Genomic DNA, 13,755 nt, shown 5'->3' with positions numbered 1-13,755 from the left:
CCTGTGGAGGAAGGCGGCGCCGGCGCGTCGCTTCGGGCACGCTGCCCCCATGGCCGAGGGACTGCACCAGCCGCTGTCGCCCGCGCTGCACCGGGTGCTGCGCCGCGCCGTGCTCGACCACGCCACTGCGGAGCACCGCAAGGCGTTCCTGCCGCTGGTCCACGTGGGGATCCCGGGCCGTCGGGAGGCGGTCTTCGCCGTGCGCCCCGATGAGCCGACCGACCACGCACTGCGCACCGACATCGTGTCCGCCATGGTGCGCCGCGTGCGGCAGCCCGGTCCGGCGCCCATGGTCTGGCTGACCCGACGCGACCCGCTCGACGCGCAGGACGTCGACCTGGCCTGGCTGGCCTCGACGCGCTCGGCCTACGGCGAGCTCGGCCTGCCGCTGGTCATGGTCGTCGTCAACCGCCACGGCTGGCGCGACCCACGCAGCGGACTCAGCAGGTCCTGGCACCGTCTGCGGGCGCCGGCAGGCCGCTGACCTACCAGGCGTGCACCGGCTCGTTGGTGTGCATGCGCTCGCGATAGTCGAGCAAGGTCGCGCGCAGTGCGTCGGAGCGGTCGTCACCGGCGCGCTCGCGCATCTGCCGCACGAACCACTCCGCCCCGTTGCGCCCCGTGAGGCAGCGTTGCTCGACGATGCCGAGGAGGCGGTCGATCTCGGCGCCAGACGCTCCCCACGCCTCCAGCCCCTGCTGCGCCATCGGCAGCAGCCGCCGCAGGACCAGCTCGGTCGCCTGCACCTGCCCGACGCCCGGCCAGTAGATCTGCGCGTCGATCCCCTGCTGGGCGGCCACGTGGAAGTTCTCCTCGGCGGCGCTGAACGACATCTGGGACCACAGCGGCCGCTCGCTCTCGGCGAGCGCGCGCACGAGGCCGAAGTAGAACGCCGCGTTGGCGATGGTGTCGGCCACCGTGGGGCCGGCGGAGAGCACCCGGTTCTCCACGCGCAGGTGCGGCACCCCGTCGTTGATGTCGTAGACCGGACGGTTCCAGCGGTAGATCGTGCCGTTGTGCAGCCGCAGCTCGGACAGCACGGGGGTCCCGCCGGCCTGCAGGACCGCCAGCGGATCCTCCTCGTCGGTGATCGGCAGCAGCGCCGGGAAGTAGCGGACGTTCTCCTCGAACAGGTCGAACACCGAGGTCACCCACCGCTCGCCGAACCAGACCCGCGGGCGGACGCCCTGCGCCTTCAGCTCCTCGCTACGGGTGTCGGTGGCCTGCTCGAACAGCGGGATCCGGGTCTCGCGCCACAGCTCCTTGCCCAGGAGGTACGGCGAGTTGGCCCCGACCGCGAGCTGGACCGCCGAGATCGCCTGCGAGGCGTTCCAGTACTGAGCGAACTGGTCGGGCGAGGTCTGCACGTGGAACTGGGTGCTGGTGCACGCGGCCTCGGGCACGATCGAGTCGGCGGAGGTACGCAGCCGCTCCGATCCGGTGACCGCGATCGTGATGTCCTCCCCGCGGGCGTTCAGGATCTGCTCGCTCAGCAGCCGGTAGCGAGGGTTGCCGCTCAGCGAGGCCACCGACATGTGGCCCTCGGCGAGGGTGGGCAGGATCCCGATCATGACCAGGTGGGCCCCGACCTCGGAGGACTTGCGCTCGGCGTCGTTGAGGCTGCGCCGCAGGCTGTCCTCGAAGACGGTCAACCCGGACTCGCGCAGCCTGGCGGGTGGCACGTTGATCTCGATGTTGAACTGGCCGAGCTCGGTCTGGAAGTCCGGGTCGGCGATCGCCTCCAGCGCCTCGCTGTTCTTCAGCGCCGGGTCGCCGAACTCGTCGACGAGGTTGAGCTCCACCTCGAGGCCGGTCATCGGGTCGTCGGTGTCGAACCGCGCCTCGCGCAGCATCCGGGCGAACACGTCGAGGCAGCGACGGACCTTCTCGCGGTGCCGCGTGCGGTCGGCCCCGGTGAACTCCTGTGCGTCGACCTCTTCGCCCATAGCCGCACCCTAGTGCGACGAGCGCCGCCCAGACCCTCACCCGCACAGGCGTGGCCCTCATGCCGGCCTGCCGCGCGGCGGTCGCAGCCCGTCGGCCCAGTCGAGGTCGGGCTCCCAGGCGTCCGGCGGCACGGCGTGCGTCAGCAGCAGCGCGAGCTCCGCGGCCGGCGGGTAGCCCGGGTCGGCATCGGCGACCCGGTCCAGCGCACACCACGCGAGCGCGCCGTGGCCGGCGCGCCAAGCGGACCAGCCCAGCAGGAACGCCGGTGCCGCGAGCAGCTCGCGAGGGCAGCGCCGCACCAGATCTGACCAGAGCTCGACGTGGGCGGCCGCGGCATCCCCGGCGACGAGGTCCCACGCGGCATCGCGCAGGCGCGGGGTCCGCAGCGCGCTCAGGAGCCGGGCGGCGGCGTGGTCGCCGGGGCGGGAGTCCTCGACCACGTGCCCCCGCACCGTGCTGCGCACCCAGTCACCCTCCGCGAGCAGCGCGGCGGGTCCGGTCGGCGGCCCCCCGGCCGGCAGCGCCGCCTCCACCGCGGCCACCCGCCCCGGGTGGGGGTCCAAGGTGGCGTCGAGGGCGTCGCGCGAGGCATGGGTGACCCGGCCCCGCAGCACCGCGTCGACCAGGAAGGGGTGCGCGGTGACGTCGTAGGCCACGCCGATCTCCCGGATGAGCCGATCCCCGCGCAGCAGGGGGTACCACCGGCGGCCGTCGGCACGCAGCGCCTCCACCACCGAGATCGCGGCCTGCCGACAGCGCTCGCGCAGGCCGCGCCACACCTGGCGGGCCAGCACCTCGTCGTCGGTGTAGACGACGAAGACGACCTGGCGCACGCGGTGGGCGGTGGCGGGGCCGAGCAGGGACTCGACCGTCTCCGGCAGCTCCGCTCGGCACCGCGGCAGGTCGACGCGGGCCTGGAAGGCGCGCGGGCCGCCGAAGGTGAGCATGGCCACGGACTCGTCGGGGTCGAAGCCGAGCGTCACGCAGACCATCGCGAGGACGTCCTCGGGGCAGCGCGCGACCATCGTCATGGGTTCGGTGGGGGTCATGCAGGCAACGTCCCCGCGCACGCCGACAGCCACGCCCGCCGGTGCCGGAGCTGGGGACGGTCGGTGTCGATGGGTCTGCCTGTGGACGACAACCGGCCTTCTCTCCCCCGGGGTCGGCCACCGACGGTGGCCGCGGGTAGTTTGCGGGCGTGCGCGCCCAGGCCTCGGTCCTCCACCTGGACCTCGATGCCTTCTTCGCGGCGGTCGAGCAGCGCGACAAGCCGTCGCTGCGGGGCAAGCCGGTCGTCGTGGGCGGCGTCGGTGGGCGCGGCGTGGTGGCGACGGCGTCCTACGAGGCCCGCAAGTACGGCGTGCGGTCGGCGATGTCGACCCGGGAGGCCCGCTCCCGGTGTCCTCACGCGGCCTTCCTCAGCGGCCGCTTCCACGCCTACCGCGCCTCCAGCAACGCGGTGATGGGGCTGCTGCGCTCGGTCTCCCCCCTGGTCGAGCCGCTCTCGCTGGACGAGGCGTTCGTGGACCTCGAGCGCGCCGACCTGCCCGACCTGGAGCTGCCCACCCTGACGGCCTTCGCGGAGCACCTGCGCGCGCGGGTCGCCGAGGTGACCGACGGCCTGACCGCCTCGGTCGGGCTCGGCTCGTCGAAGTTCATCGCCAAGGTCGCCAGCGAGCTGGACAAGCCCGACGGCCTGACCGTCGTCGCGCCGGGCACCGAGGTGGAGCTGCTGCGCCCCATGCACGTGAGCGTGATCCCCGGCGTCGGGCCGGCCACGGCCGAGCGGCTGCGCCGCGCCGGCATCCACACGGTCGCCGACCTGGAGTCGGTGGGCCTCGAGGAGCTGGTGCGGCTGGTGGGCAAGGCCCACGGCACCGGCCTGTGGCACCTCGCGCGCGCAGACGACGACCGTCCGGTCCTGGCCGAGCGGGAGACCAAGTCGGTCAGCGTCGAGGGCACCTACGAGACCGACCTGACCGACCGCAAGCTGATGGAGGGCCTGCTGGCTCGCCAGGCCGGCGAGGTCGCCGCCCGCCTGCGCAAGCACGGCCTCTCGGGGCGCACGGTCACCATCAAGGTGCGACTGCACGACTTCACGACGCTGAGCCGCTCCTCCACGCTGGCCTCCCCCACGGACGCCACCGCCACCATCGCCCGGCTGGCGCGCGCCCTGCTCGCCGACCTCGACACCTCCGGCGGCGTCCGGCTGCTCGGGGTGGGCGTCTCGGGCCTGGCCGACTGGATCCAGGACGACCTGTTCGGGGAGTCCGACCCCGAGGTGGTCGAGCAGGAGCCGGAGCCGGTCCAGGCCCCGACCAGCCGCCACCCCACCTGGGCGCCCGGCGCGGACGTCGTCCACGCCGACCTCGGCCGGGGGTGGGTGTGGGGCTCCGGGCGGGGGGTGGTGACGGTGCGCTTCGAGACCGCCGAGACACCCGCCGGTCCGGTCCGCTCCTTCCCGATCGACGACCCCGACCTCGCTCCGTGGCTCCCGGCGGAGGCCGAAAACTCGCTCGCGGAGGGCGTCGAGGAGACCTAGCCTCGAAGGCATGGACCTGCGGCGGATCGACATCCACGACGACGCCGTCATGCGCGACCTGCACCGGGTGGTCGACGCCGCCCGCCACGTCGACCGTCCCGACGCCCCCCGCGTCACGTGCGAGGAGTACGTCGCCGCGGTGCGGGCGCCCGACAGCGGCGAGCGCGCCGAGTACGTCGCGGCGTACGACGGCGACACCATGGTCGGTGCGGCGATCGGGTTCCTGTTCCTGCTCGACAACACCGACAAGGCCTGGCTCGACGTGTGCGTGGACCCCCCGCACCGAGGCCGCGGCGTCGGCACCGCCCTGCTGGACCGGATCACCGACGTGGCGCTCGCCGACGGCCGCACCGAGCTCCTCGCCGACGCCAAGATCCCCTTCGACCGGCTCGACGAGCATCCCTACCGCACCTTCGCCGAGCACCGCGGCTACACCCAGTCCAACATCGAGGTGGTGCGCCACCTCGATCTCCCGGTGGACCAGGAGCGGCTGGCGCAGTGGTCGGCGCTCGCGCGCGAGAGGGCCGACGGCTACCGCATCGAGACCTTCGTCGGCCCGTTCCCCGACGAGTACGCCGAGTCGCTGTGCGTCCTGCTCGGCCAGCTCGCCGTGGACGCCCCGACCGGGGACGTCGACTTCGAGGAGGAGGTCATGACGCCCGAGCGACTGACCGAGCGCTACCAGATGTCGCTCGCCATGGGCCGCGAGATCCTCGAGAGTGTCGCGCTGACCCCCGATGGGGTGGTCGCCGCGCAGTCGACCCTGGTCGCGCCCGTCGAGGGCTCGCGCTACGCCTACCAGTGGGGCACCTTCGTCCACCGCGAGCACCGCGGCCACCGCCTCGGCCTGGCGGTCAAGACCGCCAACCTGCGGGCGGTCCAGGAGCGCCACCCGCACCTCGAGCGCGTCACGACCCAGAACGGCGAGACCAACGACCACATGATCTCGATCAACGAGCTCCTCGGCTTCCGCCCGGTGGAGGCCTCGGTGGAGTTCGTCAGGCGCGTCTGAAGCGCACCTCGTCGCCGGGCCTCAGCTGCGCGCACTGCCACAGGTCCGCCTCCTCCACGACGGCCAGGACCGGGTAGCCCCCGGTGGGCGGGTGGTCGGCCAAGAGGACCACCGGCTGCCCGCTCGGCGGCACCTGCACCGCGCCGAGCACCATGCCCTCGCTCGGCAGCTCCTCGGCGCGCACGCGCTGCGGCACCGGCCCCACCAGGCGCATCCCCACCCGGTCCGACGCCTCCCCCACGACGTACGGCGCACGGCACAGCGCCGCGAGGGCCCCCGCCGCGAACCAGTCGGCGCGCGGTCCCGCGTGCACCCGCAGCGGTCCCGGCTCGGGCGGGCGGGGCGTGTCGTGCGGGGCCGGGCGCCCCGCCGCGAGGCCGACCGGCAGCGTCGTGCCGGCCACCAGCCTCGGCGGGCCGACCCAGGCCAGGGTGTCGGTCGAGCGCGAGCCCAGCACCGGCGCGACGTCGACTCCGCCCGCGACCGCCACGTAGCAGCGCACGCCGGCCGTAGGCACCCCGAGGCGCAGGGTCGCTCCCGCGGGCAGCCACTGCGCGCAGGCGTGGCCGCGCGGGCTGCCGTCCACCGCCACCGGGACCGGCGCGCCGGTGACCGCCACCCACGCCCCGGCGTCCGTGCGGAGCTCCAGGCCGCCGAAGGTGGCCTCGACGAGCGCGGCGCCCGGGTCGTTGCCGACCAGTCGGTTGGCGAGGTCCGCCGCCGGAGCATCCAGCGGGCCGGCCCGGGGCACTCCGAGGTGCGCCAGCCCCGGCCGCCCGCGGTCCTGGAGAGTGGCCAGCGGACCGGGCCGCACCACGTGCAGGCTCATGCGCGAACGAACCGCACCGGTGTGCCCGGCGCCAGCAGCGCGGGCTCGTCCAGGGCCGGGTCCCACAGCGGGATCGACGTACGGCCCAGGAGGCGCCAGCCGCCCGGCGAGGCCGTGGGGTAGACCCCGCACCAGGCGCCGGCGAGGCCGACCGCGCCGGCGGGCACGCGCGAGCGCGGCGCGTCGAGCCGCGGCACGGACCCGCCCAGGCCCGCCAGGTAGGCGAACCCTGGCGCGAAGCCGCAGAACGCAGAGACGAACGCCGTCGACGTGTGCCTCTCGACGACGCCGTCGACGTCGGTGCCCCACAGCTCGGCCACGAAGGCCAGGTCCTGCCCGTCGTAGGTCACCGGCACCTCCACCGGAGCCCGCTCCAGGGTCGGCGCGGAGCCGTCCCACGCGGCCAGGGACGCCCGCAGCGACTCCGGATCCCGGACCCCGTCGAAGAGCACCGTCTGCGCCGCCGGCACCACCTCGGCCACCGGCAGCCGGGCGCCGCGCGCCCACGCCGCCAGCGCGAGCGCGGCGTGGGCATCGCCCAGCTCGACCAGCACCGCCCGGGGACCGAACGCGCGCAGCTGCATGGCGGCAGTCTGCCCCGACGTTCGCGCGGGCGTCAGATCGCCAACGGGAAAAGGGTGAGGGCCTCTCGACGGTATGAGCATCAAGAGGCCCTCGGCTTGGCCGGAAACGGTGACGCCCGGCCGATCATGACTGGTGCTCCGACCCCGCCGTCCCCGTCACCGGGCCGACGCCTCGAGTTGCCTCGCGGTGTGGGTCTTCGATCCTGTCCGATCACCAGGTCTCGGTCTTCCTCGCGGTCCGCCTCGATCTGGTAGGAGAGTTCTACGGGTCAGCGAGCACCGCCCGCAAGGGGTGGCGGGAAAGAACTCCCACAAACTTCCGGTCCCACAGGCTCCTCCACAGAAGTGCCCGCTCCATCCACAGATCCCGGAGCGTTTCCACAGGTCTGGCCCCTACCTGTGGAGCGTCAGGCGAAGGGGCGCAGCGCCCAGCCGCCGGCCTCCAGCACTCGCCGTACGGCGCTCGCGTGCGCGACCGCCCCGGGCTCGTCGCCGTGCAGGCACAGCGAGTCCACCCGGGGAGCCAGGGCGAGCGCCTGCGCGGTGATCTCCGTGGCCCCGCCGAGCACCGCACCGGGCCGCTCGCGCGAGACCAGCCGGCCCGCCCCGTCGTAGGCGCGGTCCGGGAAGCCCTCGTGCCACACCGCGCGGCCGGCCGCGAGCGCCTGGCGCAACAGTGCGCCGCCCGCCATCCCGAGCACCGGCAGGTCACCGGAGCCCGCCAGCACCGCGGCCGCCTGCTGCTCGTCGTCGATCACCCGGTGGTAGAGCGCGCCGTGCGGTTTGAGGTAGCGCACGTCGGTGCCTTCCTCACGGGCCAGGGACCGCAGCAGCCCGACCTGGTCGGCGACCTGCTCGCGCAGGACGTCGGCGGCGACGTCGGTGCGCCGGCGGCCGAAGCCCTCGCGGTCGGCGTAGGAGACCTGGGCGCCGACCACGACGCCGCGCCGGGCCGCCTCGGCGCACACCGCGCGCATGATCGCCGGCGAGCCCGCGTGGTAGCCGCACGCGACGTTGGCGCTGGTGACCACCGCCAGCAGCGCCGCGTCGTCGGTCACCTCCTCCCCCAGGTCGGCGTTGAGGTCGATGCTCGTCTGCTCACCCACCCGCCGAGCCTCTCACCCAGCGGCTGGATAGCGTGCATGGCATGACCGCCCCCGTCCCTCCAGTCGCCCCCGCGCGCCCCGTCACCACCGAGCACCACGGGCGCACCCGCGTCGACGCCTACGAGTGGCTGCGCGACAAGGAGTCGCCCGAGGTGGTGGCACACCTCGAGGCGGAGAACGCCTACACCGAGGCGCGCACCGAGCACCTGGCCGGGCTGCGGCAGACGATCTTCGAGGAGATCAAGGCCCGCACCCGCGAGACCGACCTGTCGGTGCCGACGCGAAACCGGGGCCACTGGTACTACGCCCGCTCCTTCGAGGGCCGCGAGTACGGCGCGAGCTGTCGGGTGCCCGTGATCGACCCCGAGGACTGGAGCCCGCCGGTCCCGGCCGAGGACGCGTCGGTCGACGAGCCGGCCCTGCCCGGCGAGGAGCTGCTGCTCGACCTGAACCAGCTGGCCGAGGGCCACGACTTCTTCTCGCTCGGCGGCTCCAGCATCAGCCCGGATGAGACTCTGCTGGCCTACTCCACCGACGTGAAGGGCGACGAGCGCTACACCGTCCGGATCCTCGATCTGGGCACCCGCGAGCTGTTGCCCGACGTCATCGAGGGCGTCCTGGGCGGGGTCACCTGGGACCGAGCAGGCGAGAACGTCTACTACTCCACCGTCGACGAGAGCTGGCGCTCGGATAAGATCTGGCGCCACGCGCTCGGCACCAGCCAGGACGATGACGAGCTGGTGCACCACGAGACCGACGGGCGGTTCTTCGTCGGCCTCGGCCGCACCCGCAGCGACCGGTTCCTCGTCATCGCCTCGGGCTCGAAGACCACCTCGGAGTACCGCTTCCTCGACGCCGACGAGCCGGACGCGGGCTTCCGCCTGTTCTGCAAGCGCCAGGAGGGGGTCGAGTACTCCCTCGAGCACGCCGTGATCGCCGGTCAGGACCGGTTCCTGGTCCTGCACAACGCCACCGGCCCCGACTTCGAGCTGGCCGCCGCCCCGATCGCGCCGACGCCGTCGTCGCAGTGGCAGCCGCTCATCGCCCACGACCCGGCGACCCGGCTCGAGGACGTCGACGCGTTCGCCGGCCACCTGGTCGTCCACCAGCGCAGCCAGGGCCTGACCCAGTTGCGGATCCTGGAGCTGGGCGAGGCGGGCGTGTCCGACGACTACCTCGTGGAGTTCGACGCACCCGTCTACACCGTGGGGTCCGGTGGCAACCCCTCCTTCATCCAGCCGACCGTCCGCCTGGGCTACACCACGATGGCGGTCCCGGCCTCGATCTACGACTACGACGTCCGCACCCGCGAGCTGGTGCTGCGGCGGCGCACCCCGGTCCTGGGCGGCTACGACCCGGCCGACTACGAGGAGCACCGGCTCTGGGCGAGCGCCGACGACGGCGAGCAGGTCCCGATCTCGATCGTGGCGCGCCGCGGCTCCCGCGAGGGCGTCGGCGGCGGCACCGGGCCGGTGCCGGTCCTCCTCTACGGTTACGGGGCCTACGAGGCGTCGATCGACCCGTACTTCTCCGTGGCCCGCCTCTCCCTGCTCGACCGCGGCGCCGCCTTCGCGATCGCGCACGTGCGCGGCGGCGGCGAGCTCGGCCGTCGGTGGTACGACGACGGCAAGATGATGCACAAGCAGAACACCTTCTCCGACTTCATCGCCTGCGCGCGTCACCTGGTCGACACCGGCTGGGCCACGCCGGAGACCCTCGTCGCCGAGGGCGCGAGCGCCGGCGGGCTGCTGATGGGGGCCGTGGCCAACCAGGCGCCGGAGCTCTTCGGGGGCATCGTGGCCGGAGTCCCGTTCGTGGACAACCTCACCACCATGCTGGACGCCACGCTGCCGCTGACCGTCACGGAGTACGACGAGTGGGGCAACCCGGAGGCGGACCCGGAGGTCTACGACTACATCGCCGGCTACGCGCCGTACGACAACGTGGCGGCGGTGCGCTACCCGCCGATCCTGGCCGAGACGTCGTTCAACGACACCCGGGTGCTGTACGTGGAGCCGGCCAAGTGGGTGGCCCGACTGCGGGCCACGGCGGTCGAGCCGGACGTGCTCCTGCGCATCGAGATGGCCGCCGGCCACGGCGGCGTCTCGGGTCGCTACAAGGCCTGGCACGACCGCGCTTTCTCGCTCGCCTGGATTCTGGACCGGATGCGGCTTGCCTGACTCCGCGTCTGGGTACCCCTGAGAAGTCCCTGAGAGTTCGACACCGTGGCAACTCTGGGGCAATCCGCTTCGTCATTCATGACGAAGGCTCTTATGGGGGACCGGGAATCCTCGTTCCACCGGGAGCGTTGGGTTATCGCAGGGTGAAGGGTCACCTTGCAGTGAGGAGGGACCCCATGGCGGCACGGACTGCAACGGCCACGCGCGAGATCGAGGGGCGCGACAGCGTCGGCCTGTACCTCGACGAGATCGCGCGCACCCCCCTTCTCGACGCGGCGACCGAGGTGGAGCTCTCCAAGACGATCGAGGCCGGCCTCATGGCGGAGGCGCTGCTCGCGGAGGGCCGCGTCGGCCGGCGCAAGGGCGGCGCCCCCGGCCACGCCACGGCCCAGGAGCTCGAGTGGCTCGCCGAGGAGGGCCGCAAGGCCGTCGACCTGTTCATCTCGGCCAACCTGCGCCTCGTCGTCTCCATCGCGCGCAAGTATGGCCGCGCCCAGATGCCGATGCTCGACCTGATCCAGGAGGGCAACACCGGTCTGATCCGCGCGGTCGAGAAGTTCGACTACACCAAGGGCTACAAGTTCTCCACGTACGCCACCTGGTGGGTGCGCCAGGCCATCACCCGTGGCATCGCCCAGCAGGCCCGCGTCGTGCGGCTCCCCGTCCACGTCGTGGAGGAGCTCAACCAGGTGGGCGGCGCGCGTCGCACGCTCGAGCGCCAGCTGGGCCGCGACCCGGACCCGAGGGAGATCGCCGAGGAGCTGGGCATGGACGTCGACCGGGTCCTCGACCTGATGTCGTGGGGCCGCGAGCACGTCAGCCTCGACTCCCCCGTCGACGCCGACGGCGACACCTCCCTCGGTGACCTGATGGCCCAGGAGACGGCCCCCGGGCCCGATCTCACCGTCGTGGACGTCGAGTCCCGCGAGCGCCTCAACCGCCTGGTCGGACAGCTCGACGACCGCGCCGCCGACATCATCCGGTCGCGCTACGGCCTGGTCGACGGGCGGCAGCACAAGCTGGCCGACATCGGCGTCAAGCACGGCATCTCCGCCGAGCGGGTCCGCCAGCTCGAGCGGGAGGCGCTTCAGAAGCTGCGCCGCCTCGGCGACCCCGATCTGGCCGCCTGAGCTCCTGAGCATGCGCATCCAGCGCGACGACCTCCGCAGCGCGGAGGTCGTCGCGTTCCTGTCCGAGCACGTGGCCGAGCTGCGAGCCGTCAGCCCCCCGGGCAGCAGCCACGCCCTCGACCTGGACGGGCTGCGCGCCCCCGGGGTCTGCTTCTGGACGGCGGTGGCCGAGGACGGCGAGCTGCTCGGCTGCGCCGCTCTCAAGGAGCTCACGAGCGGGCACGCCGAGCTCAAGTCGATGCGCACCGCCACGACGCGCACCCGGCAGGGCGTGGCGACCGCGCTCCTGACGAGGGTCCTGGAGGAGGCGCGGGCGGCGGGCTACGAGCGGGTCAGCCTCGAGACCGGGTCCTTCGCCTTCTTCGCACCGGCCCGGGCGCTCTACGCGCGCCACGGGTTCGCCGAGTGCGGGCCATTCGCCGGCTACGGCCCCGACCCGGCCAGCACGTTCATGACGCTCGCGCTGCGTCCGTGAGCCCGGCGTAGACCTCCTCGACCCGCAGGCGCAGGTCCTCCAGCGAGCCGGTGTTGTCGATGACGTGCGTCGCCACCGCCAGGCGCTCCTCACGGGTCGCCTGGGACGAGATCCGCGCCTGCGCGTCCTCGCGGGTCCAGCCCCGGTCGCGCAGCATCCGCTCGACCTGCGTCTCGGGAGGCACATCCACGACAAGGACGGCGTCGAAGGTGTCCCCGCGACCCGACTCGGCGAGCAGGGGGATGTCGTGGACCACCACGGCGCCCTCGGGCGCCGCCTCCTCGAGCGCGACGATCCGCTCGAAGACCAGCGGGTGGACGATCTGCTCCAGCGTCCGGCGCTTGGCCTCATCGCCGAAGACGAGGGTCCCCATGGCCGGGCGGTCGAGGTCGCCGTCCGGGGTCAGCAGCGCCTCGCCGAAGGCCTCCACGACCGCCGTGAGCCCGGGCGTACCGCGCTCCACCACCTCCCGCGCCAGCTTGTCGGCGTCGATGACGACCGCGCCGAGCTGGGCCAGGATCGCCGCTACCGTGCTCTTGCCCGAGGCGATGCCGCCCGTGAGTCCCACCCGCATGGCGTCACCGTATCCCTGGCCGCACTCACTGCCCGCGGGGGTCGCCGACCACGGACCTGCCTCAGCAGGCGAACTGGCGGCGGTACTGCTGAGGGCTGACCCCCCGCACCCGGGTGAAGTGGTGGCGCAGCGTGGCGGCGTTGCCGAAGCCGACCTCGGCCGCGATCCGGTCCACCGAGGCGTCGCTGCGCTCGAGCAGCTCCTCGGCGGCCTGCACCCGCTGGGCGGTGACCCAGCTGTGCGGGGTGGTGCCGGTCTCGTCGCGGAAGCGCCGGGCGAAGGTCCGCGAGGACATGTGGGCGCGCCGGGCCAGCGCGTCCACGCCGAGGTCGTCGTCGAGGTGCTCGGCGATCCACTGCAGCACGGGGCCCAGCGTCTCGGCCCGGCACTCCGGCACGGCCCGCACGATGTACTGCGCCTGGCCGCCCTCGCGCTGCGGCGGGACGACCATGCGGCGGGCCACGGCGCTCGCCACCGCGGCGCCGTACTCCTGGCGCCACACGTGCAGCGCGGCGTCCAGGCCGGCCGCCGAGCCGGCGCTGGTGACCACGTCGCCGGAGTCGACGTAGAGGACCTCGGGGACGACCCTGGCCAGCGGGAAGCGCCGCGCCAGCTCCTCGGTGTAGCGCCAGTGCGTGGTGCAGTCGCGGCCGTCCAGCAGCCCGGCCGCCCCGAGCGTGAACGCGCCCGAGCACACCGAGAGGATGCGCGCGCCGCGCTCGTGGGCGCGCCGCAGCGCGGTCACGACCCCGTCGGGCACGATGCCGCCGCGCGGCATCGCCGGCACGGCGATCAGGTCCGCCTCCTCCAGGCGGTCCAGCCCACGATCGACGTTGATCGAGAAGCCCATGGTGGTCGGCACCGCGCCCACGACCGGGCCGCAGACGGCGAAGTCCAGGGACGGCACTCCCTCGTCTCGGCGGTCGATCCCGAAGGCCTCGCAGAGCACGCCCAGCTCGAACGGGGCGACCCCGTCGTAGACGAGGGTGGCGACGTTGGTGAGCATGCCGCCATCATGGCAGAGAGTTGGCAGTAAATCGATGGAGTACGGCCTTTCTGCCACTCGTGGCACGAATCAGGTCAGCGCATGATTGCTGCCATGACCACCGTACTGATCCTCCTCGTCCTGATCGCCGGCTTCGCCGCGCTCGTGAGCTACGCGCGCCACGACCACTTCGCCGGTCCCGCCAACACCGCCGAGAAGCACGACGAGCTCGGCTCGCTCGCCCTGCGCGGCCGGGTCACCTGAGCCCGCCCGCCTGCCCACGCCACCGCCCTCCGACAACGCCGAAGGGGGCCCCCCCCCCGGGGGGGGGCCCGCCGGGGGGGGGGGGGGGGGGGGGGGGGGGCCGGCCGGGGCCGCCCCGGGGTTATAG

The 13,755-nt window shown here is 73.5% G+C and carries 14 protein-coding genes; 7 read left to right on the top strand and 7 right to left on the bottom strand.

Annotation, left to right across the window (positions count from 1 at the left end; all coding sequences use genetic code 11):
- Positions 1–49: 49 nt before the first annotated feature.
- Positions 50–484, top strand: a complete 435-nt coding sequence (locus LRP67_RS12225; RefSeq protein WP_231270454.1) for a hypothetical protein — start codon at positions 50–52, stop codon at positions 482–484.
- 1 nt (position 485) lies between these two features.
- Here LRP67_RS12225 and LRP67_RS12220 read toward each other — a convergent pair whose 3' ends face one another.
- Both LRP67_RS12220 and LRP67_RS12215 read right to left on the bottom strand, forming a co-directional pair.
- Complete coding sequence (locus LRP67_RS12220) at positions 486–1,946, bottom strand: glutamate--cysteine ligase (RefSeq protein ID WP_231270453.1); 1,461 nt, start codon at positions 1,944–1,946, stop codon at positions 486–488.
- A gap of 57 nt (positions 1,947–2,003) precedes the next feature.
- Positions 2,004–2,996 carry a DUF4192 domain-containing protein gene (locus tag LRP67_RS12215; protein ID WP_231270452.1) on the bottom strand — a complete coding sequence of 331 codons (993 nt, stop codon included), beginning with the start codon at positions 2,994–2,996 and terminating at the stop codon, positions 2,004–2,006.
- Between the two features lie 149 nt (positions 2,997–3,145).
- Here LRP67_RS12215 and LRP67_RS12210 point away from each other — a divergent pair, with 149 nt between their 5' ends.
- Entirely contained in the window at positions 3,146–4,489 is a 1,344-nt protein-coding gene (locus LRP67_RS12210) for a DNA polymerase IV (protein WP_231270451.1), read from the top strand.
- A gap of 10 nt (positions 4,490–4,499) precedes the next feature.
- Positions 4,500–5,501, top strand: a complete 1,002-nt coding sequence (locus LRP67_RS12205; protein ID WP_231270450.1) for a GNAT family N-acetyltransferase — start codon at positions 4,500–4,502, stop codon at positions 5,499–5,501.
- Here LRP67_RS12205 and LRP67_RS12200 read toward each other — a convergent pair.
- From LRP67_RS12200 to pxpA, 3 genes are all read right to left on the bottom strand, one after another.
- The gene (locus LRP67_RS12200) at positions 5,488–6,330 is read right to left on the bottom strand and encodes a biotin-dependent carboxyltransferase family protein (protein WP_231270449.1); all 843 of its coding nucleotides are present in this window, start codon (positions 6,328–6,330) and stop codon (positions 5,488–5,490) included. The genes LRP67_RS12205 and LRP67_RS12200 overlap by 14 nt on opposite strands.
- Complete coding sequence (locus LRP67_RS12195; protein ID WP_231270448.1) at positions 6,327–6,914, bottom strand: allophanate hydrolase subunit 1; 588 nt, start codon at positions 6,912–6,914, stop codon at positions 6,327–6,329. The genes LRP67_RS12200 and LRP67_RS12195 overlap by 4 nt, the downstream gene beginning before the upstream one ends.
- Positions 6,915–7,321: 407 nt before the next feature.
- The gene (gene pxpA, locus LRP67_RS12190) at positions 7,322–8,020 is read right to left on the bottom strand and encodes a 5-oxoprolinase subunit PxpA (protein ID WP_231270447.1); all 699 of its coding nucleotides are present in this window, start codon (positions 8,018–8,020) and stop codon (positions 7,322–7,324) included.
- Positions 8,021–8,061: 41 nt separating this feature from the next.
- Between pxpA and LRP67_RS12185 the strand changes: the two genes are divergently transcribed.
- The 3 genes from LRP67_RS12185 (at position 8,062) to LRP67_RS12175 (ending at position 11,805) form a co-directional block, all read left to right on the top strand.
- Positions 8,062–10,200, top strand: coding sequence for a S9 family peptidase (locus LRP67_RS12185; protein ID WP_231270446.1), 2,139 nt, complete (start codon positions 8,062–8,064; stop codon positions 10,198–10,200).
- Between the two features lie 176 nt (positions 10,201–10,376).
- Positions 10,377–11,330, top strand: coding sequence for an RNA polymerase sigma factor RpoD/SigA (locus tag LRP67_RS12180; RefSeq protein WP_231270445.1), 954 nt, complete (start codon positions 10,377–10,379; stop codon positions 11,328–11,330).
- A 10-nt stretch (positions 11,331–11,340) separates the two neighbouring features.
- The gene (locus tag LRP67_RS12175; RefSeq protein WP_231270444.1) at positions 11,341–11,805 is read left to right on the top strand and encodes a GNAT family N-acetyltransferase; all 465 of its coding nucleotides are present in this window, start codon (positions 11,341–11,343) and stop codon (positions 11,803–11,805) included.
- Here LRP67_RS12175 and coaE read toward each other — a convergent pair.
- Complete coding sequence (gene coaE / locus LRP67_RS12170; RefSeq protein ID WP_231270443.1) at positions 11,780–12,379, bottom strand: dephospho-CoA kinase; 600 nt, start codon at positions 12,377–12,379, stop codon at positions 11,780–11,782. The two genes, LRP67_RS12175 and coaE, sit on opposite strands and share 26 nt — an antisense overlap.
- Before the next feature lie 61 nt (positions 12,380–12,440).
- Positions 12,441–13,385: a helix-turn-helix domain-containing protein gene (locus LRP67_RS12165; protein ID WP_231270442.1), complete on the bottom strand. Its 945-nt coding sequence runs from the start codon at positions 13,383–13,385 to the stop codon at positions 12,441–12,443.
- Positions 13,386–13,478: 93 nt separating this feature from the next.
- Between LRP67_RS12165 and LRP67_RS12160 the strand changes: the two genes are divergently transcribed.
- Positions 13,479–13,628, top strand: coding sequence for a hypothetical protein (locus LRP67_RS12160; RefSeq protein WP_231270441.1), 150 nt, complete (start codon positions 13,479–13,481; stop codon positions 13,626–13,628).
- Positions 13,629–13,755 lie beyond the last annotated feature (127 nt).

It is taken from the genome of Nocardioides sp. cx-169 (assembly GCF_021083605.1).
Classification (GTDB): domain Bacteria; phylum Actinomycetota; class Actinomycetes; order Propionibacteriales; family Nocardioidaceae; genus Nocardioides.
Note: the sequence above shows the minus strand (reverse complement) of the source record. Positions and strands in the feature narration are given on the sequence as shown.

Excerpts from the sequence above, each read along its gene's own strand:
- LRP67_RS12225 (WP_231270454.1), top strand. The coding sequence starts at position 50 with ATGGCCGAGGGACTGCACCAGCCGCTGTCGCCCGCGCTGCACCGGGTG.
- LRP67_RS12220 (WP_231270453.1), bottom strand. The coding sequence starts at position 1,946 with ATGGGCGAAGAGGTCGACGCACAGGAGTTCACCGGGGCCGACCGCACG.
- LRP67_RS12215 (WP_231270452.1), bottom strand. The coding sequence starts at position 2,996 with ATGACCCCCACCGAACCCATGACGATGGTCGCGCGCTGCCCCGAGGAC.
- LRP67_RS12205 (WP_231270450.1), top strand. The coding sequence starts at position 4,500 with ATGGACCTGCGGCGGATCGACATCCACGACGACGCCGTCATGCGCGAC.
- LRP67_RS12200 (WP_231270449.1), bottom strand. The coding sequence starts at position 6,330 with ATGAGCCTGCACGTGGTGCGGCCCGGTCCGCTGGCCACTCTCCAGGAC.
- LRP67_RS12195 (WP_231270448.1), bottom strand. The coding sequence starts at position 6,914 with ATGCAGCTGCGCGCGTTCGGTCCCCGGGCGGTGCTGGTCGAGCTGGGC.
- LRP67_RS12185 (WP_231270446.1), top strand. The coding sequence starts at position 8,062 with ATGACCGCCCCCGTCCCTCCAGTCGCCCCCGCGCGCCCCGTCACCACC.
- LRP67_RS12180 (WP_231270445.1), top strand. The coding sequence starts at position 10,377 with ATGGCGGCACGGACTGCAACGGCCACGCGCGAGATCGAGGGGCGCGAC.
- LRP67_RS12175 (WP_231270444.1), top strand. The coding sequence starts at position 11,341 with ATGCGCATCCAGCGCGACGACCTCCGCAGCGCGGAGGTCGTCGCGTTC.
- coaE (WP_231270443.1), bottom strand. The coding sequence starts at position 12,379 with ATGCGGGTGGGACTCACGGGCGGCATCGCCTCGGGCAAGAGCACGGTA.
- LRP67_RS12165 (WP_231270442.1), bottom strand. The coding sequence starts at position 13,385 with ATGCTCACCAACGTCGCCACCCTCGTCTACGACGGGGTCGCCCCGTTC.
- LRP67_RS12160 (WP_231270441.1), top strand. The coding sequence starts at position 13,479 with ATGACCACCGTACTGATCCTCCTCGTCCTGATCGCCGGCTTCGCCGCG.